Here is a 22511-nt window from a genome sequence, read left to right as displayed (position 1 = left end):
TTGTAATCTAGTTTATGGCTATAGCTATCCCCTCGCTACGTGGGTCGCCGGCAAGTATTAATTTCTCATTATCTAGGATGGCTACATGTACATGTCCATGGCTTCCAAAATACTCTACTTCTTCGATGCTTATGCCTCCAACCGTATTAGCCTCAAGCGGTTTCTCTAAGACAAGTCTTTGGCTTCCGCGGGGTTCCACATAGATGAACCGGGGAGCTGCAACCGCTTTTACGGGGTCCATTCCATATACGAATATGTTTTCATATACCCTTAGATGTAATTGAGGCCTGTAATCTCCCCCTACACAGCCTATAATATATTTTTTATCGTCTTCAACCACGCCTAGAATCGACAACGTGTGGAGGGGTAGTTTCCTGGATGCAGGGCTATTAGGTAATCCATGCTCTTTCGCGAAGCCTATTCCTCTATTCTGCACGGGGAAACCGCCCATCATTAGTCCTGAGCCGAATGGATGGAAGAGGCTTTGAATGAATCCAATTAATGATTCCCCATCTGAGACGATGAAGAATGTCGTATCTCCCCCGTGTTTTCCACGTGTACTGCTTTGACTTACACCGTGTTCGATAAGCTTCTTTACCCTACTATATCTCAAATACTCGTTTACATCTATCTCCATGTAGTCGGGGTCGCCTAGGTAGAGGTCTCTGAATGTGTAGACAATATCAACTGGTTTACTCCAGGCGCTGGCTCGCTGGGGATCCTGGAACCCATACCTGGATAACTCTTCCTCATAGAGCGCGCTGATCAGCTGGAGCGTTGATGCCCCTTGAGTGTTTGGCGGGAGTTCATAGAGTATTCTTCCTTCCACCTCTAGCCTGAGGGGATCTACTTTAAAGCCTTCATGGATCATAAGGTCTTCAAGCCCTATATTAACTCCCTGATCCTGTAGTTCCCTGGTTAGTTCCTCAGCCAACTCCCCCTGGTAGAATTCCTCCCAGCCCCTTGACGCGATTAGCCTAAGGGTTCTAGCAGCGTCTTTATTGGTGATTTTACTGCCTAGTTTAACTCCTTTATAGTATTTAGCCCACTTGAACCCAGATAATTCTTTTTCAACCGCCTCAATGGATCTCGCCAGGGTATACCCAGCATTAAATCCATTATATGCCAGCGATATCGCTGGCTTCAATAGTGTCGCTAAATCAAGTGTTCCATACTCCTCGTTAACTATACCCCACAGGTATACGAGCCCGGGGATCGTTACTGTTAGAGGTCCTCTGAAAGGCTTCTCCCTAATGTATTCATCAGCATTGAATCCGCTGGGCGAGCGACCTGATGACGCGTAGGCAACAATCTTGTCTCCTACGAAGCCTAGTAGGAATCCATCACCCCCGGGCCCCCCCATTTGGGGCTGTACAACCGATAAAACAGCACTAATGGCTATGGCTGCGTCAAATGCATTGCCCCCTCTCTCCAACACGTCTAACCCGGTCTTTACAGCTAAGGGGTGGTCGGCTACTACACCCTTAGATCCTATCCCGAGCTTAGCTACGGGCATGATGACCGCCTATGGATAATATATAATGCCCATTTCTTTAAGCTTGCTTATTTCCTCCGGGGTGTATCCAAGCTCCTGAAGTATCTCTACTGTGTGCTCCCCGAGTCTTGGTGGATGTAGTTTCGAGCTGTATTTTTCATTATCAAAATATCCTGGCTCGCTTAACTGGGGGATCTCGCCTAGTATTGGGTGATGTATCTTATAGACTATTCCCTGCTCTCTAACATATCTGTCTTGAAACACCTCGTCTAGCTCGTATACTGGTGCAGCTGGAACACCAGCGTTCTCCAGCTTCCTAAGCCAGTTATCCCTTGTATCAGCCTCGAATATTGATTGAAGCATGTTAACGAGGGCCTCTCTATTAGCCACTCTATCGGCATTTGTTCTGAAGCGCGGATCATTTACAAGGTCTTCCCTACCAATAGCCTGGCACAGAGAACTCCAGAGCCTATCGTTTGCAGCTGCCACAATGAACCATTTCCCATCCCTATCTCTGAAGGCTTGGTAAGGCACCATGGAGGGATGAGCACTACCCATCCTTCTCGGTTTTCTACCCGTCGTGAGGTACATTATTGGCAAGTAGCACATCGAGAATATTGCGGCATCATACATTGGGACCTCTATTTTAACAGGCCTCTTTCCTGCGTAGAGGGCGCTTAATATATATATTGAGGATAGTAATCCAGTGATCACATCAAATAATGCAAAACTAACCCTCACAGGGGGTCCTCCTTCCTCACCAGTGGACATCATGAGGCCTGACATGCCTTGTAGAACCAGGTCATATGCTGGCTTATCCTCATATATGCTTCCCTGTCTAAACCCCTTAATACTCAGGTATATGAGCTTTGGATTGATTTTTACGAGGCTTTCATAGTTGACCCCGAGTTTCTCAGGCACCCCGGGCCTATAGTTCTCTATCACGACATCGCTTCTCTCCACTAGCTTGTAGACTATCTCCCGCCCCTTAGGGTTTTTCAAGTCTACTACAATACTCTTCTTCCCCCTATTTATCGAGAGATAGTAAGCGCTCTCCCCCTTGATGAATGGGGCCCAGCTCCTGGTTTCATCTCCATGTGGGGCCTCGACCTTTATTACCTCGGCTCCTAGGTCAGCTAGCACCATGGAGGCAAAGGGCCCGGCAAGTGTATGGCTTAGATCAAGTATCTTGATATTCTTCAACAACATTTCCACGCCCCCTCGTTCCTAATTCGAGTTGCGATATAAAATGATTTTAATATTAGGCTGGGATATTGCATAGAGCTTAGATGTATAAGTAGGGTTGATGATGTATGATAGCTAGAATACCTTTACTTCTACTCTTTACTACCATAGTATTTTCAAGCATAATCAGTGTACACGCCGGCTCCGACACCGTTAATATAACTAGGCTTCATGCTTCGATAACATATGATCCATTAGAGGATAATGGAGTATTCGATCTAAACATCACTCTTTCAAGTAGGAGTGAAACCCCTGTTGAACTGACACTGGATAATCCATTTGATCCATCCGTAAACCTCTCCTTGGTCTCAGTGGATTGCGAGCCTGGAGGAAATGTTGTTGTAGATTATGGTGTCAGTGATAACGATATCACTATATTATTTAATAATACGAGCTGGGTGATGTTGTACTTCACTATAGAGGGCTTCATGGAGTCCAGTAACCTTGGGTCTTACGCTGCCTACATAGACTTAACCGGTTATAACGGTGTAGCGAATCTATTGTTAACGCTTCAAATACCATATGGATACCAGGTAAATGTAACGCCTTCAACAGGTGTCACCGTATCGCAGGGTAATGAATCAATAATAGTGAACTTGTCCCAGGCACTTTTCTACACTATAACAACATGGGTTCCTGTAACAGAGGCTACCACATCACCAACGGCAACTATGACAACAATTACTAGTACTGCAACGTCAACTACCATTGGTACATCGGCTACAGCTATTACTACTACATCTACAGAGCCAGCTACTGCATCGATCCCTGCAACTCATGGAGTATTAGACAGCATCTTACCACTAGTGATAGGTATAATAATTATAGTGATGATCACTGTAATACTGGTTTCCTATAGGTATAGAAGATAGTTTTCTCTCCTAATGGACGTTTTAAATGCCTATGGATATTTAAACTGTGTTACCGTAATTTGTTGCCCACTATTTTTTCTCAACCTTTAATATCACCGGCTTAACTCCGGCGTTATCAATCGCGTAGAGAACCCATCCATGCCTATGTGTCACGCCCTTTATCTTCCTCACTATTATCTGGCGTACCTGTATAGGTAGCTGTAGGGATAAACCCTCTTCTAGACCGCGTGTTTCAATTATACCGTCAACCAGGTGTTCTATAGTGTACAGGTATTCTTTAAAGCCCTCTGTGGAGGTGTGGAGTGTTGCTATTATAGGTATTTTCAGTGTCTTAGAGATATTGGCTCTTAGAAGCTTGATGAACTCCATGAACCGTGTGGGGTCGAGTGAGATCATTGCTTCGTTTAATGAATCTATAATGATTAATCCCCTATCACTTAACCTCGTTGAATCCAGTACACGTAGAATAGCATTGGCAATGTTCTCGGGATTCCGTGGGTCAACATCTTCTACTACAAGTGGATGAATTCTTCCTTTCTTGCCTTTGATCAGATAACTGAATCCATCTATTAAGAGTAGCTTAGAGGAGGTATTGCCATCTATTCTTAAACCAAAGGACTCTAATTGCTCTATTATAGTTAAAGGATCATCGTCTAGGCAGACATATATCACTGGCTCATTGTTCTCGATGATGTTCTTAGCTATATTGGCTACTATCGCGCTTTTCCCGGAACCTCCTTCCCCAGCTAACACTATAAACGAGTTCCTTGGGATACCCTCGGGTAGTATGTAGAGGAATAAGTCCAGTGTAATAAGGATCTTCTCCAAGGCTACTACTACCCCCGTTTTTTATTTAATCCCGGGGGCATTAAATATTTATTTCCCAGTAGTATCTTAATGTATATATTCCGTATATATTACCCAAGGAGCTGCTTGATACGTGGTGGGAGCTAGTGCCAGATTACAGGATATACGAACACCCCATAATAGATTTCAAGCGGGGGCGGCGCATCAAGTTCACGTACAATGGCAACGTTATAGAGGCATATGAGGGAGAAAGCATACTTGCCTCCCTATATGCCTTAGGCTACAGAGTTTTCTCCAGGAGCCCTGATGGCAGCAGGCTCCGGGGCGCTTTCTGCATGATTGGCAAGTGCTCTAGCTGCCTCTCATATGTTAACAATGTCCCAAATACAAGGATATGTATTGAGCCAGTGAAGGATGGGATTAATGTGGTAAGTGGAGACGGTATCCCAGAGCCACCAGCTAATATTGGTGGTGCGCCCGTGAGAAAGGAGATAGTGGACACGGATGTCCTTGTAATTGGTGCCGGTCCGGCTGGGCTCCAAGCAGCTTTAAAGCTGGGTGAGAAAGGCGTTGATGTGGTCCTCGTTACAGATCACTTCAGGCTTGGAGGTCAGCTGGTTAAGCAGACCCATAAGTTCTTCGGTGATACAAGATACCATGGTGGTGTAAGAGGCTTCAAAATAGCTGAGAAACTGGTCAACGAGCTCAAGAAGTATTCGACCATTAAAACATACACGAGGGCTTTTGCCTACGGATTCTTCAGTGAGGGCTATATGGGTATAGCCGTCCAGGGGGAGGAACCTGTTAACCTACTTGTCAAACCCAGGTACACTATAATCGCGACAGGTGCAACTGAGAGGATGATTTTATTCGAGAACAATGACCTACCAGGTGTCATGGGGGCTGGCGGCGCTCAAACACTTATGAATGAATATGGTGTTAGACCGGGTGAGAATGCATTGGTTGTGGGCAGCGGTAATGTTGGATTAATAGTGGCGTATCAATTACTGCAAGCCGGGGTAAGGGTTCACGGTATAATCGAGTTAATGAGGGAGATCGGTGGCTGGGTCGTCCACGCAGCAAAGGTGAGGAGGCATGGAGTACCAATCCTTACTGGTCATACAATTATAAGGGTTGAGGGAGCCGAGAAAGTTGAGAAAGCAGTAGTAGCGGCTGTCGACGATAAGTTGAACCCTATCCAGGGCTCGGAGAAGGAATATAGTGTAGACCTAGTCCTCCTAGCAGTTGGTTTACAACCTAATTACGCACTCCTGAGTCAAATGGGGGCTACTATGAAATATATTCCAGAAGCCGGTGGTCTCGTACCAGTTAGAACGAAATACATGGAGACAAGTATACCAGGCGTCTTCGTGGCAGGCGATCTAACGGGTATTGAGGAAGCTACAACAGCCTTCATAGAGGGAGAGATCGCGGCATATACAATCCTTGAGAGAATGGGGTTTACAGATGTGATTACTGAAAGAGAGAAGTTGGTGGATTTCCTGTGGAATGAATACAGGATGAGCCCTGTTATCTCAAGGGCCAGGCAGGGCAAGCTCAAAGCCACTGTAACGGAGGAGGAGATGGAGAGGCTTAGGAGGGGGATGGATATATGAGCTCTAAGCGGACAGGCATTATAACTAGAGAGGAACTAGTGGAGAAGAAGTTGCTTCCATCCATGGAGAAGCTCTCCAAGGGACCCATAGCCATACTTGAATGCCCTGAGGAAATACCATGCAACATATGTGTATCGGCATGTCCCTTCAACGCTATCTCCAAGAGCAGGATATACGAGGTACCCAGATTAAACCCGGATAAATGCATTGGTTGCGGGGTCTGCGTGGGCAAGTGCCCCGGCTTAGCCATATTTGTCGTTGATGTAAGTAAGCCTGGTAAGGCCTATGTCACACTACCATATGAAATGCTGCCGCCGCCCTCTAAAGGAGCCCGGGTGGAGTTACTGGATAGGGAGGGCAGGGTCCTCGGGGAGGGGACAGTGGTTAAGGCATGGGTCTATGAGAAAACATGGGTTGTGACAGTTGAAGTACCAAGTGATGCATGGTTTGATGTACGCGCGATCAGGGTTGTAAGGTGATGAACGTGAGCATGGATCCAAGGAAAATAATAGTTTGTAGATGCGAGAATGTTACATTAGCCGATGTATTAAACGCTATAGATAGCGGGCTAGATAACCTAGAGGTATTAAAGAGGAAGCTGAGGATAGGGATGGGTCAGTGCCAGGGGCAGACATGCCTCCTCCTGGTTGCAGGCATTCTAGCGAGGAAGACTGGGAAAAGCTTCGATGAGGTCCTCATCCCCCGTAATAGACCCCCGGTCTCTCCTGTGAAAATAAAGTACTTTACAGGTGATAAGGGATGAAGACGGGCATACTAATTATTGGGGGCGGGGTAACCGGGTTATTCACTGCTGTAAGCCTTCTGGAGCAAGGGTACAGGAATATAGTGATTATAGAGAAATCATACATTGGTTCAGGCGGTACGTTTAGATGTGCAACTGGGATAAGGGCAAGCTTCACTAGTAGGGAGCATGTTAACGTGATGAAGAGGGCTATAGACTTGTGGCCTGAGTACGCTAGGAAACTAGGGTTTCTATACAGGAGGGATGGCTACCTATGGGTATTGACAAGGGAGAGGGATGTCGAGTTCTTCAAGCAAGTTGTCGAATTCCATCACTCACTCAGTGTACCTTCAAGAATGGTTACTCCTGAGGAAGTAAGGGAAATAGTTCCATCAATAAATACTAATGGAATCCTTGCAGCAGTACATGACCCCTTGGCTGGTAAGGCTCAAGTATTCAACGCGGTTCTAAACGCTGTCATCCATCTAAAACGAAACAATATTAATGTATATGAGGGTATGAGAGCCCTTAAAATCAGTGGTGAAGGAGGTAGGATAGTTGTTGAAACAAATAAGGGGAGGGTTGAGGCGGATAAGGTAATCGTTGCCGCCGGTAAAGACAGCGCCGACCTACTCAGAGGCCTCGGTGTTGAACTCCCAATACATAATCTAGCCAAGCATGTTTTAATCACTGAGGCGTTTAAACCGGTTATTAAGCCGCTTATAATAGACTGGTCATCGTCATCGTACATTCTACAGGTATTCCACGGCAACATATACATTGGCTCGGATATACCTGAGAATTATGATGAACCGGCTGCAAATAAATACATGTTTCTAGAGAAAGCCGCCAAAGTATGGACAAGGTACTTCCCGTGGTTGGGTGAAGTATATGTTCTAAGGTATTGGACCGGGTACTACGATATGACACCGGATCACCATCCAATAATAGGGCCTCTGGAGGAAAACGAGAACATACTTGTCGCAGCCGGGTTCAGTGGTCATGGATTCATGATGGCTCCAGCGGTCGCCGAGGCGCTCACACAGTATATTCTAGGCGGGAAACCCACCATACCGGAGTTTGAGAATCTTAAACCTGATAGGTTTAAGAAGGGGAAGTTGATAAAGGAGATAGCAGTGTTCGGCTAGTCCTCCATTATGATGGTGAAGGAGTCAGCGTCCTCCTATACCTGACTCCATCGCCTATAACCCAGTATTCGCCATCGCTTCTTTTTTCAAGCTTGAAAACCGGGACTTCCTTTTTAACCCTTTCAAGAGCCTCCATCATTGCTGGGTTAGTGTTCTTTCTGCTTGCACCCATCGTAACGATATATATAGTGGTTTCACCTGGTTTGAGCCGTCCAAGCCTATGATATATCACGACAGCGCTGAGAGAGTACTTGGTGCATATATCCCTCGCGATCTCCTCGAGTCTCTTGGCAGCAACCTCACTTATAGCCGTATATTCAAGTTCATGTACTCTTGCCTCGTTTAACTCCCCTTTCACTAAGCCAACAAATATGGATAAAGCACCGTTTCCGTGGTTCTTATCCATGGCTGAGAGCTTCCCGATTAATTCATCAAGGAGTATTTTTTCACCACTCTCTAGGAGCTTGGCCTCGATATAGCACATCTCAGCCACCTGAAAACGGAGGCGCTATATAGACTGTATCACCGTCCCTAAGTTGTTGATCCATGCTCGCTATCTCCCCGTTGATCAGTACTATTGGCTCGGGTTTTGATGGTAGACTATACGTGTTCTTCAAGTAATCCAGTAGCTCGCCCACCGTGATAGACTCATCGAGCTCGATTCTCACTTCGTTTCCAAGGAAATCCGAGAATATGGAGTACGACCTGATAGTGATCCTCATGACTACACCCCCTTCTTCTTCTCTATGACCCTGAGATCAGTTATAACCGTATATGGGTATTGCCCATCTTCATTCTTCTCGTATTTCTTAACCATATCCCATATGTTCAATAATGCTATGGCTGCACCTGTTAAAGCCTCCATTTCCACCCCTGTCTTAGCCGTTGTCTTAACTGTTACATAGACTCTTATACCGTCATCGAGTACCTCGAAATCAACTTTGACATTTGTTATGGGGATGTTATGTGTTAAAGGCAGTATTCTAGGTGTCTCCTTAACACTCATTATGGCTGCTATTGTTGACGCTGAGAACACGTCTCCCTTCTCAACAAGCCCTTTTTTAATAATTTCTATGGTCGAAGGCTTAAGTTTTATATAGCCTGTCGCCGTCGCCTCCCTGTACACGTCCTCCTTCCCGGTTATATCAGCCATTCTGATGCCCACGTGGATCACCCAGGTTTAAAGAACGGCTCCCTTAAATAAACGGCTCTCTTTATACCGTTTATAACTCCTTTCTCATCCCTATTCTTAAGCTCCCTAGATATATCTACTATCGGTTTATCTACAAATAGGCATGTCTTGATCCATCCCTCCGGTGTAAGCCTAAGCCTTGTACACCTTGAACAAAGAGCTGGATTTCCATACCCCTTCACAACATCTACCTTTATACCGCTTGGCATAATGTACTCTGGCCTACTCTGGAACTCCCTTACTGTTTTAGCGGTAGAGTTTTTCTCAAGGAACTCTATAACCGGGTCCACCATAACATGTTGATCCCTGTAGACATCCTGCGGTGTCCCAAGTGGTATAAGCTCTATGATGTTTACGTCAAGCCCCCTATCCGACGCATATTCCACTATATTCTTTACTTCATCAATGTTCACCTTCATTACTACGAAATCTATTTTAACCTTGATTCCATGGTTCAATGCCTCGTCAACGCCTTTCAAGACCTTCTCGAGTAGCGTGGATCCCCCGGTTATAAATCTATATACGGGGGGCTTGAGGGAGTGTATGCTTACATTGATTCTATTTAATCCAGCCTCTGCAAGCAATCCTGCTTTTTCAAGTAGTAAACTCCCATTCGTAGTCATTGAGACATCCCTTGTATAGGTGGCTATCTCTCTAACTATATCTACTATATCGCTCCTCACCAAGGGCTCTCCTCCAGTTAGCTTGAAGGATTTTATGCCGTGTTTTACCGCTACCTCGGTTAGGAAGCCGTAGTCCCCGGCATCTAATGCTTCATTCCCTGGGTTATTCATCATTCCTTCCCGGTGGCAAAATATGCATTGATAGTTGCATCTCGAGGTTACAGCGATCCTGAAGCTATCTATTTTCCTGCCGAACCTATCAACCAACACTTTTAACTACCTTCCTGATCGATTAAGTAGGTGTGCTCCCTGCTCATATAGAGGAGTATCCTCTTACCTTCCCTGAAACCATTTAGCTTGGACCACTCATTCTTAGGTATTGTTAACGTCGTGATTCGCCCCCATATATCTATAACTAGCTTTACACCGGTTAAATTATCTATTTCCTCAAGCAGGGATGCCTCAAGAGTATAGTGATCGCCTTCGCCTGGAGTAAGGGTTATATATCCCGGGTTTACAACTATGAGGGAGTTTCTCCCTTCTATGCAGGAACTAGCGTATTTATTATACTCTATCTTCTTCTCCACTCTATCTATAGCCACTAACGCCTCGCTATCGCTGCACTTCTTTATTCTAGCCGGGATCACGAGGAATTCAAGGGCTTGAAGCATGTATGGGCTTGAAAGAATCTTGTGCTCGCTTAACTCGCCATCATATACTATTCTACCATCAACCAAGGCTATGACTCGCTCCTTGAAGAAGAATATATCTTCTATGAGATGGGTGGTCAATAATACTGTCACCTTAAGCTTATTAAATAAATTAAATAACTCATTCCTCAATCTCTCTCTGGTAACCGGGTCTATGGGGGACAACGGCTCGTCTAATAGTAGTAATGAAGGATTATATGATAATGCCCTTGCAATAGACGCCTTCCGCCTTAATCCATTACTTAGTTGGCCAGGATACATATCCCTGTATTCCCTTAGCCCGAAGACCTCGAGTAGCTCATTCACTCTTCTCTCAATATCGTTTCTACTCCAACCCCGCTTTCTCAAGGGTAACTCAATGTTCCCCTTAACCGTTAAATTAGGGAATAACGAGGGTTCTGATGGCACGTAACCTATGTTTCTCTCATAGGGGGGCTTATTCACTCTAGGCTTCTTCATATATGGTTTTTTCTCATATATTGTCTCACCATCTATGATTATAACGCCTGAATCGGGCTCTATGAGGCCGGATATCGATTTCAACAGGGTTGTTTTACCAGACGCGTTAGGACCGATTATTACGGCTATCTCACCCTTCTCCAATTTGAACCCTATGTCCTTGTTAACTTGTCTACCATTGAAACTCTTATTGAGCCCGTTGACTTCAAGCATTTCGCGGAAGCCCCTCCATGGATTCCAGCTGGTAGACTATGGTGATGAGCACTAGTATTGACACGATATATATTGACAACGTGATCACAAGTACACCTATACCCCCTAGTTGGCTAACCAAGTAGAGGTATATTGGCAGCGTCACTGTTTTCCCCCATATACCTCCACCGATAATATAGGATGCCCCGAAATCCCCTAGGACACGTGTAAAAACAAGTATAAAGCCAGTGAACACCTGCCTAGTGCTCATAGGTAGTAGGATACTGTAAAGGTACTCGATATTAGTAAACCCCATTGTCAAGGCGGCATCCTCATAGCTTCTAGGGATACTTGAGAACAATGCAGTGAAATAGCTCACGCCAACCGGTATTCCTAGAAAGAGCTGGGCTGCTATTATCCCCTTTGGGTCATTCACTATTTTCAATGTATTATCGATGATCAAGCCTAGAGGGGTCTTAGTGAAGAACAGCAGTAACAGGAGCCCTACAGCCGCTGGAGATATAGATGATGGAAGCATTATAACCGGGAGTAATAGATTCCTCCTAGTTATCCTCCTTGAAATATAGTAGCCTACGGGTATTGTGATCAGTAATATAAGGATGGATGAAGTAGTCGAGGTGTACAGGGAGAGAAGCATGGAGTAGTAGAAGTCGCTTAACATGTGCCCGGGTACAAGGATCCCCTGCCATATAGCCATGTATATAGGGGTTGCAAATACCGTGGCGTCAAGGACTAGTAGCAGTATAAGCAGGAGGAGGAACACCCTCATTTCGCATACCCTGTGCAAGCATTATTAAACAATAGCTCTTCGGGTCTATAAGGAGTTATAGAGGATATCTTATCGAGGCCCCCTATATATCCATTCTCCAAGGGATATGGATTGAATCTAACATACTCCACAAGGAACTCCACGAACTCTAATGCTGCCTGATAGTTTTTAGTGGTGTTGAGTACTGCGATCATTTGACAACTCATCGCAGGTAGCTGTGCTGGATTAAGCCAGATTATACTTGTATCATTCAAATACCAGTAATGCGCTACATGTGGAAGTATTGCAACATCCACGAGTCCTAATGCAACCTGCCTAGCTGTCTGCCCTACATCTCCATAGATCACTAGCTTGTCTTTTACTTTATCGTAGATGCCGTTTCTAACAAGTAGTTCCACAGCCATTCTGCCGAAGGGGGCCACGTTCGGGTTAGCTATGCCTATTTTCACGTTCTTTAATACTAAGTCATCGAGGCTGGTGATATTTGCCGGGTTATCCCTGGGGATTATAAGGGCTAATACTACATATGAGAGCACCTTAATCGACTCGTTCACTACTAGCCCCATTCGTGAGGCATTCAACATGTACTCGTGATCCGCTGTGATGAAGACGTCTCCTTCACCAGTCAATGATATCTTATTTAATAATGTCCCGGTAGCACCTCCAATGATCTCGATTCTAACATTTGGATGCAGTTGCATGTATTCCCTTGAAGCATTCTCCAGTAATGGTTGAATCACCGGGGGAGTATAGACCAAGAGCTCCACCTGGACGGGACTCTGTGAGTAATACGTGTAGATCATCCATGAGGATACCACTAAAACCAGTAGTATCACGCTTAAAACTATTGTCCTAGACACAGGCTTCAACAGGCCTCACCGCTTCCGCAGAAAGTACTCGGATAACCCTCCCTCGCCAAGTGAGATCAGATACTCCCTCGGGATTTTTACCCCGGCCGCTATCCACGGTAACACTACGTCTAGGATATTGTAGTCCGGGAAGTATATTATTCCGCTTGAAACCCCTATCACGGCTTTCCCATCCTTGTATGCAATCATGCTCATAGTGGTTGGCTTCATTGGGACACCGTAGGCTACTACCTCACTGGCCACACTAGCTATAGCCTTCGGTGTTTTATCGGTTGGATCAATACTCATACCCCCGGTGACAACTACTGCATCATGGTCGAGCAATAGGTTTTCAATGGCTCCCGCTATCTCGAATTCATCATCCCGGACATATACTAGTGCCCCCTGCTCTAATTCATATAACCGTATCTTCTCAACGACAACCGGGGATGCAAGATCCTTCTTCCTCCCCTCCACGATCTCTGTTCCCGTTATAATAATACCTATCTTAGGGTGTGTATTCCTGTAGACCTGTAGGATTTTACGTGATGCAAGTATTTCACTTGATATGTATGAGAGATAATCCCTGGGGATACTCAGAGGTATTAAGTCGACAATGCCGACTATATCTGAGCGCTTCACATATACGCCTTTACGTCTAGTTATGACGACGTATACTCCTGTAGAATTGATTTTCTCGAGTAAAGTTGAGTCAATCACGAGTAACCCGTTCACGGCTGACCTAAGTATTGCTTTTCCCTCAGGCGCCTTCTCAACTATGATATTTTCCCCTGAGATCAACTGGGCAAGCTGTAGCACGGCCTCCTCCTCGTGCAAGCCGTACTCTACGTTGTCTTCATCCTCAATATACACGTAGTAGTGGCCGTGATTCTTCAGTAACTCAACGTCTTCAAGACCCACTACTTCACCACGTCTTTTAATCGGTGACTTGAAATCCGGTGTAACAGCCGAGTAATCAAATGCCAGCTTTCTACCTACTGCATCCTCTACTTTCACGAGCTTCATATTAAATCAGCCTGTATTATGTGACTATTAACTATTGGTCAACTATGCTGAGAAATATATATTTTTGTCCAATAATTAATGGACAGATCAAGATTTATCACGGCATCATATATAGTGAATCACCAGGGATGATGACATGAAGCCACAGGCAGAGTGTTTAAGGTGTATTTTGACAACGAGGCTTAGAGAGATAGAGTATTCATCGTTAAGTCCCGGGGAGAAGATAGTATTAGCTAAGAAGGTAATGAGTAAACTAGTGAACGACTTCTCCCTTGATTCAACTGAGTTAACGAGGCTTGCATCGGACCTGTTTCAGCTAACGGTAACAGCACCAGGTGTCCTCGACTACTATAGGTTGGTGAAGACTCAAAGCATGAGAAGGGCCCTCGCAATGAGGGATGCCCATAGGGAGCATGCGAGATACCTAGATGACTACAGGAGGCTACGTTACCTATTGAAGGTCTCAGCCCTCGGAAACCTTATAGACTATGGTGTCATGGATCACAACTTCAATGAAGAAATAGATCCAGGCATCGCTGAGAACGTGGAGATAGCGATAGATGATAGTGTTAAATTCTATGAACTAGTGAGAAGAGGCGGGCTTAAGATAATGTTTCTACTGGATAACGCTGGGGAAGCAGTCTATGATTCACTACTCGTAGAGTATCTCCGTGGAAAAGGCAACACTACTATAGGGGTAGTTAAGGATGAGCCAGGCTTTCAAAACGATGTAACACTTAGCGATGTCATAGAGGTCGGCTTGGACAAGGTATTCGATGAGATTGTAACACCCGGTTGCAGAAGCATATGTTCATCCATACACCTCGATAAGGTGAGCGAGGACTTTAAATCACTATTGAATTCAGTCGACTTAATCATTGCGAAGGGTATGGCGCACTACGAGTACTTAACAGACATTGATATAGGTAAGCCTGTATTACATGTCTTCATACCTAAATGTGACCCCATCTCTAGAAGCCTTGGCTCGGTAACTTACCGTGGTAAACCGGTGGTGTATTTAAGGTTTCCGGGTTCAAAACCGTAATCCCCTCATATGGGAGCCTGAATCCACTAGGCTAAAATATCTCACGGTGTACTCATGGATTATATCTATTATTAGGCCTGGTGGAACCCGTTTCCATAGAAGTGAGGCTGTTAAACAAGTAATGTTGTATATGTATAGGAGGATGTACCCGGTGAGAAAAGATAGTGATAAGATTATTCCCCATAATCCAGCACCTATAATGATGTCCAGTAATTCAAGAAACAATATTACATAGTGTTTTCTATTATCCATGGGGCTTCTCCAGGCACTTCCTCAATATTATTCTAGGCCTCTCACTACTCCCCATGTTTACTACAATACCTTTACTAAGTAATATTCTAACTCTCTCACCAATGATGCGTCTCGAGGCTTTCCCACGTATGTTTCTAACACCTCTATACACTTCCGAGATACTCATTTCATTACAGCTGGAAAGCACTTCAATAATCGCCCTTGTAATCGGATCCGGTTTATCTAGCCTAATTAAAACATCATAAGCCATCCTAGCGATTTCAAGGGATCTAATTAACGGGAGTGAGAATGCTGATGCTACCTCAAGCGCTATTTTAATTTCCGGGTGATCGATGTTCTGTCTCTCCAGTCTCTCCTCTAGTTTCTCTAGTTTCTCCAGTAGCTCTCTCAATACTGATATGAGGAGATCTAGTTTCTCATCTATACTACTCAAGCCATGCTTTACCTCTCATATCAAGTACTCCGGCCGGCCTCTATTGTTTCTCTCCTTCATCAACCCTTATTCTTTGTGAAGGCGTTCTCTGCATTATTAGCTGGGTGAGGCGTTCAAGGAGGTCTCCCCATGCTGGCAGCGCTTTAAGCCTTGAGTAATAATATTCTTTAACCATTTCTTTAACCATTTCATCGGGGAGTCCCTGAGCCTTGAGTGCCTGGTATAATTGCCCTATATCCTCTCCTAGTTTTTTACCATCATATGATGACTGGATGAAGTTGAATATGTCTCTGAGCCCTGATCCAAGCCAGGTGAATAGGTTTTCTAAGAATGGTGAGACGGCTGATAATATCTTGGATACCTCCTCTGCTTCGCTTTCCTCTCCGCAGTGTAGTTCATCGAGTTTTTCACGTAGCTTATCTCTTAGTTTATTTCTTAACTGCTCATCCTGTATCCCGAGTTCCTCTACTACTTCATTGATAAAGTCTTCCCTCCAGCTGTCTCTCCTACTCATTCTACCACCTTCACTCTAGGAATAATGAGTGTTCACGATATTATTTTTACCTGGATGCAGGTGATCAGTTATTGCTCACTCGATGTTAGCATGCCTATTCCTTAATTCTTCCTCGGTGACGCCGAGTTTATCCATTAGCTCAGCAATAACGCCGTCAAGGAATATTAGCAGTGTATCCTCGAAGAGAGTTCCGAGAGGGGCTAGGGGCTCGTGTAGTCCCAATATCTGCCTGCTAATGTAATCCTCCTCGGCAGCCATCTTGGTTCTACCAGGTATTCTAACAACTATATCGGCTAGCTTACCTAGTGGGCTATCAGGGTATGTGGTTATAGCTATCACCTTAACTCCTACACTCTTAGCTACCTCGGCAGCTGCAACAACTAGTCTAGTCCTACCCGAACCCGAGATGGATACTAGGACGTCGCCGGGGGAGGCTCTTGGGAGTATGGTTTCACCGATAATATATGTGTTGAAGCCTAGGTGGAGAAGCCTCATAGCAAATGCCTTTCCAACCAGGCCGCTTCTACCAGCACCTATAATGAATACCTTCTTATTATTTCTCAATGCGTCTATAAGGGTATCTATCATCTTCTCCTTCTCATCATCGCTTATCAAGTCGACTGCTTTCAACGCAAAGTCTATTATCCCAAGCATAGCATCCCTTGTTACACCTGAAACCATGAGACTCCCTTAGGCTACTATCTTTTAACAAGTATTTAAATAATACAGTATTTACGTGGATCAGTTTTTACAGGGTCTGACCTCCTCCCCACCATTCAGGGCGGGAGGGAAGTCAATGAAGAAATATTAGCTGGGCTAGACATAACCTAATACAGCCCCGCCTCCCTCACACCTCCACGAGACCCCATCGACGGGGGGTGAAAATGAAGGAGGGCGGTCAGGCGGGGTACACTAAATCAGTGAATCGGTATGAGTTGGACACGGTATGGGCGTCTTAAGGCGATTCGACCCTTGGAATTCGCCCCTATGTACTTGCCCATTTAAGTACAGCTTGCACCCTTACACGGGGTGCAGCCACTTCTGCCTTTACTGCTATGCAGCCTCGTATATTGGCAGGAGGCCTAGTATACCTAAGGAGCGCTTTATCGAGAGGCTTAAAAAGGATTTAGGGAGGATGAGTACGAGGGGTATTGTAGAGCTAAGCACTAGTAGTGATCCATATCCACCCATCGAGTTGTGGATGGGTTTAACCCGTAGAAGCCTCGAGATACTTGGTAAAAACGGCTTTAAGCTCTTAATCACAACGAAATCCAATATTGTTGCAAGGGACATAGATATACTGGCGAGATACCCTTCATCAGTAATGATCACTATCACAACCCTTAACACGGAGTTGGCTAGAATACTGGAACCCGGGGCTCCACCCCCTGAGAAAAGAATAGAGGCTGTGGAAAAGCTCAGGAGCAAGGGTATTCCAGTAGGTGTTAGAATAGACCCGGTGATACCCTTCATCAACGATAACCCAGGCGAGATAAGTAAACTAGTTAAAGCCGTTAAGGAAGCCGGCGCGCTCCAGGTAACTGTGTCAACATATAAGGCTAAATGGGATAGCCTGCGGAGGCTCATGAACGCGTTTCCACAGGTTTCAGGAAAACTAAGGGAGTTATATGTGGAGAACGGTGAATACATTCATGGATACATGTATCTCTCCAGCGAGGTAAGGAAGAGTATTCTAAGCCGGGTCATCAATGAGGCTGTGAGAAGCAACCTGCCTGTTGCAACATGTAGGGAGGGGTTTCCAGGGTCCTTCACCAAGGCTTCTTCCTGTGATGGAACTGGATTAATAGTGTATCATCCATTAAACAAACTAGGGTGATGTACTTGGATATAAATGAGCCGGTGAAATTCAACGAGTACACTGGTAAGTGCCCTGTTTGCGGGGGCTTAATGGTTTACGTAGACTATGTTTACAGGATACCCTACTATGAATCAGTGCTGATAACCACTGGAGAGTGCTCCTCATGCGGCTATAAGTACAGGGATGTAAGGTTGATAGATCAAAAGGAGCCTAGGAGAATAATATACAGGGTTGAGAAACCCGGCGATGAGAGGGCATTGGTGATCAGGTCGTCGGGCAGCATCCTCTTAATACCGGAGCTTGGATTAAGTATTGAACCAGGGCCATTCTCCCAGGGATTCATAACAACTGTGGAGGGATTAATCATGGATTTCACTGAGAAAGCAAGGTTCCTCTGTGAGGGAGATAAGGAGAAGGAGGCTGAATGCGGTATCGTGATGGAGAAGTTGGCTAAGGCCAGGGATGGGTTGATCAGCTATACTGTTATTATAGAGGATAAAACCGGGTTAAGCGATATCGTGAGTGGGAAAACAATCTATGAAAAGCTCCAGCCCGAATCCTAGGCTAGATTATGAACCGGCCGTTTTCATAGATTAACTCGTTATCCACGTAGACCTTCGCGTTCCTCATGTCCTTAATCATATCCCAGTGTATTGCTGAAACATTCCTCCCGCCTGTCTCAGGGTAAGCCGAACCTAGGGCTAGATGTATCGTGCCCCCGATCTTCTCGTCGAACAGTATTTCCTTAGTGAACCTGGTTATATTATAGTTCAACCCGAATGCTATCTCCCCCACTCTTCTAGCTCCATCATCTGTTTCAAGCATCTTCTTTAAAAATGCCTCGCCGCGTCTAGCGGTAGCCTCTACTACTTCGCCTTTTCTGAAGACTAATTTAACGCCTTCTACTTCTACACCACGCCATATAGCCGGGTACTCGAACTCCACATATCCCTCGACACTATCCTCTACAGGGGCTGAGAATACCTCGCCACCAGGCATATTGTAGTGTCCATCATCATTAATCCATGTTCTCCCATCCACGCGTAGATAGAGATCTATCCCGGGGCCCACGTATCTTATCTCTCTAGCCTTATTCAGGAACTCCGCTATTCTCTGCTGTCTCTTCCCGATCTCGCTCCACATAGACACCGGGTCAGCCGAGTCAGCGTATGTGGCGTGATAGACGAAGTCCTCGTACTCACTTATACTCATACCGGCTTCCTGGGCTAATGCCCTCGTTGGATATGGGGCTATAACCCATTTCAGCTCACCCTTCGCGCTTCTCTCCAAGTATATTTTATTTAGCTCCCTTCTAGCCTGACTCCTCACCTTAAGCTTCTCCGGGTCTATTCCGATAAGCGGCTTAGTGTGGGATGGCGAGAGTATGCTTATCTGCGCGTTTACTCTTGACACGGTTTCCTTCTCGAGTATGCTTACATGTGAGAGGACTTCTTGAGGCGCGTACTTGTAGAATGCCTCGGTTATTGATTCATCACCTATATTTATGAATACTGGGTAAGCCCCGGCCTCCACAGTATATCTGACTATCTCTCTAACCAATGGTATTGATTCCACCGTGGCATTGATTACGACCTCTTCTCCTTTCCTCAGGTATACACAATAGTTGACTATAAGGCGGGCTAGATTAGAGATCCTGGGGTCCACCATGCAATACACCACGGTTTAAAATGATCGAATACGATAAAATAATTTTAGGTGTCCCCATATGCACCCGGAGTTAATTGAAGCATTAAATAAGCAGTTGAACCAGGAACTCAGGAATGCCTACCTCTACTTCTCCATGGCGTCCTTCCTCGACTACAAGGGGCTACAGGGATTCTCGCACTTCTTCAAGGTGCAGGCGAAGGAGGAGCTAGAGCATGCCTTGAAAATATACCAGTTCATCAATGATAGAGGGGATAGAGTAGTACTCCAGGTGGTAGATGCACCCAGGCAGGAGTGGAGGGATATAGTAGAGTTGGTAAGCGATTTCTACAACGCTGAGCGGGAGAACACTGAGAGGATATGGAGATTAATGGATCTAGCCAGGAGACACGGCGATAAAGCATGTGAGGTATTCCTAGAGTGGTTCATTAACGAGCAGGTTGAAGAGGAGAAGAACGCATTAGAGCTCCTGGGGAAAGTTAAAATGATAGGCGACAATATAGGGGCTCTATTAATGCTTGACAGAGTTCTTGCGGAGAGGAAATGATAATATTTAAACAGAGTTGAAAGAGTAGGGAGCCCTGGAGTGTGAAAGGGGAAAGTATTTGCAAGCCTCAATCCTAGAGGATTTTTCAAGGGCTCTCTCACTAGCCTTAATACTTGAAGCTTCTGCATGGCCTAAGCCAGGTAATGTGCATAGGCTTAGGGATAGACCTGATCTAAGGTATGAGGCGTTCCTGGCTACAGGGGTTATGGCCTATAGTTATTTCAGGAAGGGCATTAAACGAGGCTTGAAAGGATGGCGTAGCATAGTGCTTGGTGATTTGATCTATGGATTAGTCTCAGACTCCATGAGGAAAACCCCTTCATCCAATACATGCCTTGGCTCCAGCACGCTCTTAATCCCCCTCAGCCTTGGTCTAGGACGCTGTATTGCAAAAGGGATCCCTGGATTAGAGTGCGTGATAGGGGAGGCCATGGAGGCGCTTAATGGGGCTGGCGTGTGGGACACCATATATTACTATAGAGCCGTGAGAACGGCTTCACCAAGCTATCTTAAGCCAAGCGATGACACAGGGGAATATGTAAACATATGGGATCCACACTACGCTAGGAAACTAGCTGAGAAAAATACTCGGCTAATAGACGTCTTAAAGTATAGCTCTAGAATAGATGTGGTGGCCGACGAGCTGGTTAACGGATATAAACGCTCCATCGCCTCGGAGAGATTTCTCAGGGAGCGCTTCAACCTGCATGGTGACTGGAATAGAAGCGTTGTTGAGACATACCTGTATATCCTCACGGAAAACAATGATACGATAGTGTTGTTAAAGCATGGGGCTGGAATGGTAGAATATGTGAAAAAGAGGGCGGGGGAGGTTCTCTCAATGGTTCTCAAGGATAATAGTAGCGAGTGGATGAAGCCTGTCACGCTTCTCGATGAAGAATTATACAGGCTTAAAGTAAATCCAGGTGCCGTAGCCGATCTCACAGTATCCTCGATAGCTTTATTCCTGTTGAAGAATATTATCCAGGGCGATGCTTTTCTAAAACCTAGTATTGTTTAAACCTCTCCTCTAGATCAACCCTTCCCCGTGGATGATACCCAAGTGCTTCCCAGTATCCATCCCTGTACTCCTCGCTAAGGATTATCCTTGAAACCCATTTCGCGCTCTTCCAGCCGTATAGGTGTGGTATTATTAGCCTGGCTGGGTATCCATGCAGGATATCGAGTGGTTTACCATTCATTTCCAGTGCTACTATTCCTTTAACCCCGTCACTATACGGGACTATCGTTGTATACCCGTCGAGGCTCTCTGTGAACATCCATTCAACGTTGTGACGCGGAGCCACTATCTCCATAATCCTTGAGAGCCTGACTCCCGTGAACTCGAGGCTTCTCACGCTCCAGCCTGTTACACAGTGGAAATCCACCCTAAGCGTTTCCACCCCTAGTTCGTAGAGGTCGTTCAGTGACAGGCTCACTGGTTTTTCAACGCTTCCAGCTACTTCTAAACGCCATTCGGCTACATCTATTGATGGTACTCCGAGTATATTATATACAATCATGTTAGGTATATATGTTTGCCCAGGGGCTCCGAGTCCTCCCCTATTGTTGATATGGAGCTCCCTGAGGGGATTATACATATTCTCGAATCTAACCAAGTGGACGTAGCCTCTTGGTATAGTGAATAATATGCGTGAAGCCTTATTGTTTCTCACCACTATACGTACACCTATGTATTCGCCACTTGTATCTGACGCTCTGTATTTAAACCTGTATAACATATGTGTGGATCCAATAGATTCATTCGAGTCGAAGACTAGGATTCCCTCCGCGGTATCCTTGAACACGGCTTCCAGGTATTTTTCAGTAATACCCCTTACATCGCTTACATCGTTGATAACCACTGCCTCCTCGATGACGCAGTCCACTACTACTTCAACACCCTTACTCTTCAGCCCCTCGTTCGCAGTGGTATAGCACTTCAACTCAACCACCTATCGGGTTATAAGTTGTAATAATTTATTAATATTATTAATGAGGTGAACGATGTGAGCGATGAGCTACCTGATTCACTAAGACTGAAACTTTACAAGAAGTATGTTTCAGCAATTACTAGGAAGAGTAGTGAGGTGGATAAGACACGGGTTGAAAAACCCGAGGACGTGGTGTGGAGTAAATTAACAGATGAAAAGGCGAGGGAACTCATGAATAAGCTTAAAGCACTCTACCCTGATATTTACCAGGTACTCGTCGGAGAGCTATATAAGTTATTGAAGGACGGCGTATTAAAGGAGCTGGATGGTTTAACCGTTTATAGTATTATAAAGGCTCTAGGACTGAACATACGCCCAGATATAAGGATAAAGTTTGTTAAGGATGGTAAGGAAGTAGATCTCGACGAATACATGAAATAGGGTATTTTAGAAGAGTAAGGAGGGATAGGAAAAAGAGAGGCTTTAACTAAAACTATAACCAGAGCTATTTAACACCGTACATCGTTAATGCTAATA

General features: G+C 45.2%; 28 protein-coding genes. 11 read left to right on the top strand and 17 right to left on the bottom strand.

Going from position 1 to position 22511, the window contains the following annotated elements; all coding sequences use genetic code 11:
* Positions 1–7: 7 nt before the first annotated feature.
* Positions 8–1516 carry a gamma-glutamyltransferase gene (locus tag QXV08_RS05340; RefSeq protein ID WP_342785019.1) on the bottom strand — a complete coding sequence of 503 codons (1509 nt, stop codon included), beginning with the start codon at positions 1514–1516 and terminating at the stop codon, positions 8–10.
* Between the two features lie 9 nt (positions 1517–1525).
* Complete coding sequence (locus QXV08_RS05335; protein ID WP_342785021.1) at positions 1526–2704, bottom strand: CaiB/BaiF CoA-transferase family protein; 1179 nt, start codon at positions 2702–2704, stop codon at positions 1526–1528.
* Between the two features lie 104 nt (positions 2705–2808).
* On the opposite strand from QXV08_RS05335, the gene QXV08_RS05330 reads away from it, so the two are divergent.
* On the top strand, positions 2809–3612 hold the full coding sequence (locus QXV08_RS05330; RefSeq protein ID WP_342785023.1) for a hypothetical protein: 804 nt from the start codon (positions 2809–2811) through the stop codon (positions 3610–3612).
* A gap of 69 nt (positions 3613–3681) precedes the next feature.
* Here QXV08_RS05330 and QXV08_RS05325 read toward each other — a convergent pair whose 3' ends face one another.
* Complete coding sequence (locus QXV08_RS05325; protein ID WP_342785025.1) at positions 3682–4440, bottom strand: RAD55 family ATPase; 759 nt, start codon at positions 4438–4440, stop codon at positions 3682–3684.
* 125 nt (positions 4441–4565) lie between these two features.
* Here QXV08_RS05325 and QXV08_RS05320 point away from each other — a divergent pair, with 125 nt between their 5' ends.
* From QXV08_RS05320 to QXV08_RS05305, 4 genes are read left to right on the top strand one after another with little or no spacing between them, the layout of a single operon-like run.
* Positions 4566–6035 (top strand): FAD-dependent oxidoreductase, encoded by a 1470-nt coding sequence (locus QXV08_RS05320; protein WP_342785027.1) that lies wholly within the window; start codon positions 4566–4568, stop codon positions 6033–6035.
* Positions 6032–6514 (top strand): 4Fe-4S binding protein, encoded by a 483-nt coding sequence (locus tag QXV08_RS05315; RefSeq protein ID WP_342785029.1) that lies wholly within the window; start codon positions 6032–6034, stop codon positions 6512–6514. The genes QXV08_RS05320 and QXV08_RS05315 overlap by 4 nt, the downstream gene beginning before the upstream one ends.
* Positions 6514–6798, top strand: coding sequence for a (2Fe-2S)-binding protein (locus QXV08_RS05310; protein ID WP_342785031.1), 285 nt, complete (start codon positions 6514–6516; stop codon positions 6796–6798). The genes QXV08_RS05315 and QXV08_RS05310 overlap by 1 nt, the downstream gene beginning before the upstream one ends.
* Positions 6795–7925, top strand: coding sequence for an FAD-binding oxidoreductase (locus QXV08_RS05305; RefSeq protein WP_342785033.1), 1131 nt, complete (start codon positions 6795–6797; stop codon positions 7923–7925). The genes QXV08_RS05310 and QXV08_RS05305 overlap by 4 nt, the downstream gene beginning before the upstream one ends.
* 7 nt (positions 7926–7932) lie before the next feature.
* On the opposite strand, the gene QXV08_RS05300 is transcribed toward QXV08_RS05305, so the two are convergent.
* The 8 genes from QXV08_RS05300 to QXV08_RS05265 are packed head-to-tail and all read right to left on the bottom strand — an operon-like array spanning position 7933 to position 13765.
* Positions 7933–8409, bottom strand: coding sequence for a molybdenum cofactor biosynthesis protein MoaE (locus tag QXV08_RS05300; RefSeq protein WP_342785035.1), 477 nt, complete (start codon positions 8407–8409; stop codon positions 7933–7935).
* A 1-nt stretch (position 8410) separates the two neighbouring features.
* Positions 8411–8647: a MoaD/ThiS family protein gene (locus tag QXV08_RS05295; RefSeq protein ID WP_342785037.1), complete on the bottom strand. Its 237-nt coding sequence runs from the start codon at positions 8645–8647 to the stop codon at positions 8411–8413.
* A gap of 2 nt (positions 8648–8649) precedes the next feature.
* Positions 8650–9078 carry a cyclic pyranopterin monophosphate synthase MoaC gene (moaC, locus tag QXV08_RS05290; protein ID WP_342785367.1) on the bottom strand — a complete coding sequence of 143 codons (429 nt, stop codon included), beginning with the start codon at positions 9076–9078 and terminating at the stop codon, positions 8650–8652.
* 17 nt (positions 9079–9095) lie between these two features.
* Positions 9096–10010: a GTP 3',8-cyclase MoaA gene (gene moaA, locus QXV08_RS05285; RefSeq protein ID WP_342785039.1), complete on the bottom strand. Its 915-nt coding sequence runs from the start codon at positions 10008–10010 to the stop codon at positions 9096–9098.
* A 2-nt stretch (positions 10011–10012) separates the two neighbouring features.
* Positions 10013–11122, bottom strand: a complete 1110-nt coding sequence (locus QXV08_RS05280) for an ATP-binding cassette domain-containing protein (protein WP_342785041.1) — start codon at positions 11120–11122, stop codon at positions 10013–10015.
* Positions 11115–11891, bottom strand: coding sequence for an ABC transporter permease subunit (locus tag QXV08_RS05275; protein WP_342785043.1), 777 nt, complete (start codon positions 11889–11891; stop codon positions 11115–11117). Before QXV08_RS05275 ends, QXV08_RS05280 begins: the two co-directional genes overlap by 8 nt.
* The gene (gene modA, locus QXV08_RS05270; RefSeq protein WP_342785369.1) at positions 11888–12751 is read right to left on the bottom strand and encodes a molybdate ABC transporter substrate-binding protein; all 864 of its coding nucleotides are present in this window, start codon (positions 12749–12751) and stop codon (positions 11888–11890) included. The genes QXV08_RS05275 and modA overlap by 4 nt, the downstream gene beginning before the upstream one ends.
* Before the next feature lie 15 nt (positions 12752–12766).
* Positions 12767–13765 (bottom strand): molybdopterin-binding protein, encoded by a 999-nt coding sequence (locus QXV08_RS05265; protein ID WP_342785045.1) that lies wholly within the window; start codon positions 13763–13765, stop codon positions 12767–12769.
* Between the two features lie 136 nt (positions 13766–13901).
* Between QXV08_RS05265 and QXV08_RS05260 the strand changes: the two genes are divergently transcribed.
* On the top strand, positions 13902–14810 hold the full coding sequence (locus QXV08_RS05260) for an ARMT1-like domain-containing protein (RefSeq protein ID WP_342785047.1): 909 nt from the start codon (positions 13902–13904) through the stop codon (positions 14808–14810).
* Here the strand turns inward: QXV08_RS05260 and QXV08_RS05255 are convergent.
* The 4 genes from QXV08_RS05255 to hxlB form a co-directional block, all read right to left on the bottom strand.
* On the bottom strand, positions 14799–15062 hold the full coding sequence (locus QXV08_RS05255; RefSeq protein WP_342785049.1) for a hypothetical protein: 264 nt from the start codon (positions 15060–15062) through the stop codon (positions 14799–14801). The two genes, QXV08_RS05260 and QXV08_RS05255, sit on opposite strands and share 12 nt — an antisense overlap.
* Positions 15055–15495, bottom strand: coding sequence for an ArsR family transcriptional regulator (locus tag QXV08_RS05250; protein WP_342785051.1), 441 nt, complete (start codon positions 15493–15495; stop codon positions 15055–15057). The genes QXV08_RS05255 and QXV08_RS05250 overlap by 8 nt, the downstream gene beginning before the upstream one ends.
* Before the next feature lie 40 nt (positions 15496–15535).
* Positions 15536–16009 carry a hypothetical protein gene (locus tag QXV08_RS05245; RefSeq protein ID WP_342785053.1) on the bottom strand — a complete coding sequence of 158 codons (474 nt, stop codon included), beginning with the start codon at positions 16007–16009 and terminating at the stop codon, positions 15536–15538.
* A gap of 75 nt (positions 16010–16084) precedes the next feature.
* Positions 16085–16690: a 6-phospho-3-hexuloisomerase gene (hxlB, locus tag QXV08_RS05240; protein ID WP_342785055.1), complete on the bottom strand. Its 606-nt coding sequence runs from the start codon at positions 16688–16690 to the stop codon at positions 16085–16087.
* Positions 16691–16955: 265 nt separating this feature from the next.
* Here hxlB and QXV08_RS05235 point away from each other — a divergent pair, with 265 nt between their 5' ends.
* Together QXV08_RS05235 and QXV08_RS05230 are read left to right on the top strand one after the other, a co-directional pair.
* Entirely contained in the window at positions 16956–17846 is an 891-nt protein-coding gene (locus QXV08_RS05235) for a radical SAM protein (protein WP_342785057.1), read from the top strand.
* On the top strand, positions 17846–18391 hold the full coding sequence (locus QXV08_RS05230; RefSeq protein ID WP_342785059.1) for a ZPR1 zinc finger domain-containing protein: 546 nt from the start codon (positions 17846–17848) through the stop codon (positions 18389–18391). The genes QXV08_RS05235 and QXV08_RS05230 overlap by 1 nt, the downstream gene beginning before the upstream one ends.
* A gap of 1 nt (position 18392) precedes the next feature.
* On the opposite strand, the gene QXV08_RS05225 is transcribed toward QXV08_RS05230, so the two are convergent.
* Positions 18393–19496, bottom strand: a complete 1104-nt coding sequence (locus tag QXV08_RS05225) for an aminopeptidase (protein ID WP_342785061.1) — start codon at positions 19494–19496, stop codon at positions 18393–18395.
* A 58-nt stretch (positions 19497–19554) separates the two neighbouring features.
* Here QXV08_RS05225 and QXV08_RS05220 point away from each other — a divergent pair, with 58 nt between their 5' ends.
* Entirely contained in the window at positions 19555–20040 is a 486-nt protein-coding gene (locus tag QXV08_RS05220; RefSeq protein WP_342785063.1) for a ferritin, read from the top strand.
* A gap of 58 nt (positions 20041–20098) precedes the next feature.
* Entirely contained in the window at positions 20099–21061 is a 963-nt protein-coding gene (locus tag QXV08_RS05215) for a triphosphoribosyl-dephospho-CoA synthase (RefSeq protein ID WP_342785065.1), read from the top strand.
* Here the strand turns inward: QXV08_RS05215 and QXV08_RS05210 are convergent.
* On the bottom strand, positions 21048–21995 hold the full coding sequence (locus QXV08_RS05210) for a molybdopterin-dependent oxidoreductase (protein WP_342785067.1): 948 nt from the start codon (positions 21993–21995) through the stop codon (positions 21048–21050). The two genes, QXV08_RS05215 and QXV08_RS05210, sit on opposite strands and share 14 nt — an antisense overlap.
* Before the next feature lie 54 nt (positions 21996–22049).
* Here QXV08_RS05210 and QXV08_RS05205 point away from each other — a divergent pair, with 54 nt between their 5' ends.
* Positions 22050–22415, top strand: a complete 366-nt coding sequence (locus QXV08_RS05205) for a hypothetical protein (protein WP_342785069.1) — start codon at positions 22050–22052, stop codon at positions 22413–22415.
* Positions 22416–22511: the final 96 nt, after the last annotated feature.

The sequence above is a fragment of the Desulfurococcus sp. genome (genome assembly GCF_038881575.1).
Classification (GTDB): Archaea; Thermoproteota; Thermoprotei_A; order Sulfolobales; family Desulfurococcaceae; genus Desulfurococcus.
This window is presented reverse-complemented; position numbering and strand designations above follow the sequence as displayed.

Bases quoted from the DNA above. Each gene is read 5' to 3' on its own strand.
- QXV08_RS05300 (WP_342785035.1), bottom strand. From the start codon at position 8,409: ATGTGCTATATCGAGGCCAAGCTCCTAGAGAGTGGTGAAAAAATACTC.
- QXV08_RS05315 (WP_342785029.1), top strand. From the start codon at position 6,032: ATGAGCTCTAAGCGGACAGGCATTATAACTAGAGAGGAACTAGTGGAG.
- QXV08_RS05225 (WP_342785061.1), bottom strand. From the start codon at position 19,496: ATGGTGGACCCCAGGATCTCTAATCTAGCCCGCCTTATAGTCAACTAT.
- QXV08_RS05235 (WP_342785057.1), top strand. From the start codon at position 16,956: ATGGGCGTCTTAAGGCGATTCGACCCTTGGAATTCGCCCCTATGTACT.
- QXV08_RS05220 (WP_342785063.1), top strand. From the start codon at position 19,555: ATGCACCCGGAGTTAATTGAAGCATTAAATAAGCAGTTGAACCAGGAA.
- QXV08_RS05305 (WP_342785033.1), top strand. From the start codon at position 6,795: ATGAAGACGGGCATACTAATTATTGGGGGCGGGGTAACCGGGTTATTC.
- QXV08_RS05295 (WP_342785037.1), bottom strand. From the start codon at position 8,647: ATGAGGATCACTATCAGGTCGTACTCCATATTCTCGGATTTCCTTGGA.
- QXV08_RS05275 (WP_342785043.1), bottom strand. From the start codon at position 11,891: ATGAGGGTGTTCCTCCTCCTGCTTATACTGCTACTAGTCCTTGACGCC.
- QXV08_RS05255 (WP_342785049.1), bottom strand. From the start codon at position 15,062: ATGGATAATAGAAAACACTATGTAATATTGTTTCTTGAATTACTGGAC.
- QXV08_RS05245 (WP_342785053.1), bottom strand. From the start codon at position 16,009: ATGAGTAGGAGAGACAGCTGGAGGGAAGACTTTATCAATGAAGTAGTA.
- QXV08_RS05260 (WP_342785047.1), top strand. From the start codon at position 13,902: ATGAAGCCACAGGCAGAGTGTTTAAGGTGTATTTTGACAACGAGGCTT.
- QXV08_RS05330 (WP_342785023.1), top strand. From the start codon at position 2,809: ATGATAGCTAGAATACCTTTACTTCTACTCTTTACTACCATAGTATTT.
- QXV08_RS05280 (WP_342785041.1), bottom strand. From the start codon at position 11,122: ATGCTTGAAGTCAACGGGCTCAATAAGAGTTTCAATGGTAGACAAGTT.
- hxlB (WP_342785055.1), bottom strand. From the start codon at position 16,690: ATGGTTTCAGGTGTAACAAGGGATGCTATGCTTGGGATAATAGACTTT.
- QXV08_RS05335 (WP_342785021.1), bottom strand. From the start codon at position 2,704: ATGTTGTTGAAGAATATCAAGATACTTGATCTAAGCCATACACTTGCC.
- QXV08_RS05310 (WP_342785031.1), top strand. From the start codon at position 6,514: ATGAACGTGAGCATGGATCCAAGGAAAATAATAGTTTGTAGATGCGAG.
- QXV08_RS05340 (WP_342785019.1), bottom strand. From the start codon at position 1,516: ATGCCCGTAGCTAAGCTCGGGATAGGATCTAAGGGTGTAGTAGCCGAC.
- QXV08_RS05265 (WP_342785045.1), bottom strand. From the start codon at position 13,765: ATGAAGCTCGTGAAAGTAGAGGATGCAGTAGGTAGAAAGCTGGCATTT.
- QXV08_RS05230 (WP_342785059.1), top strand. From the start codon at position 17,846: ATGTACTTGGATATAAATGAGCCGGTGAAATTCAACGAGTACACTGGT.
- moaC (WP_342785367.1), bottom strand. From the start codon at position 9,078: ATGGCTGATATAACCGGGAAGGAGGACGTGTACAGGGAGGCGACGGCG.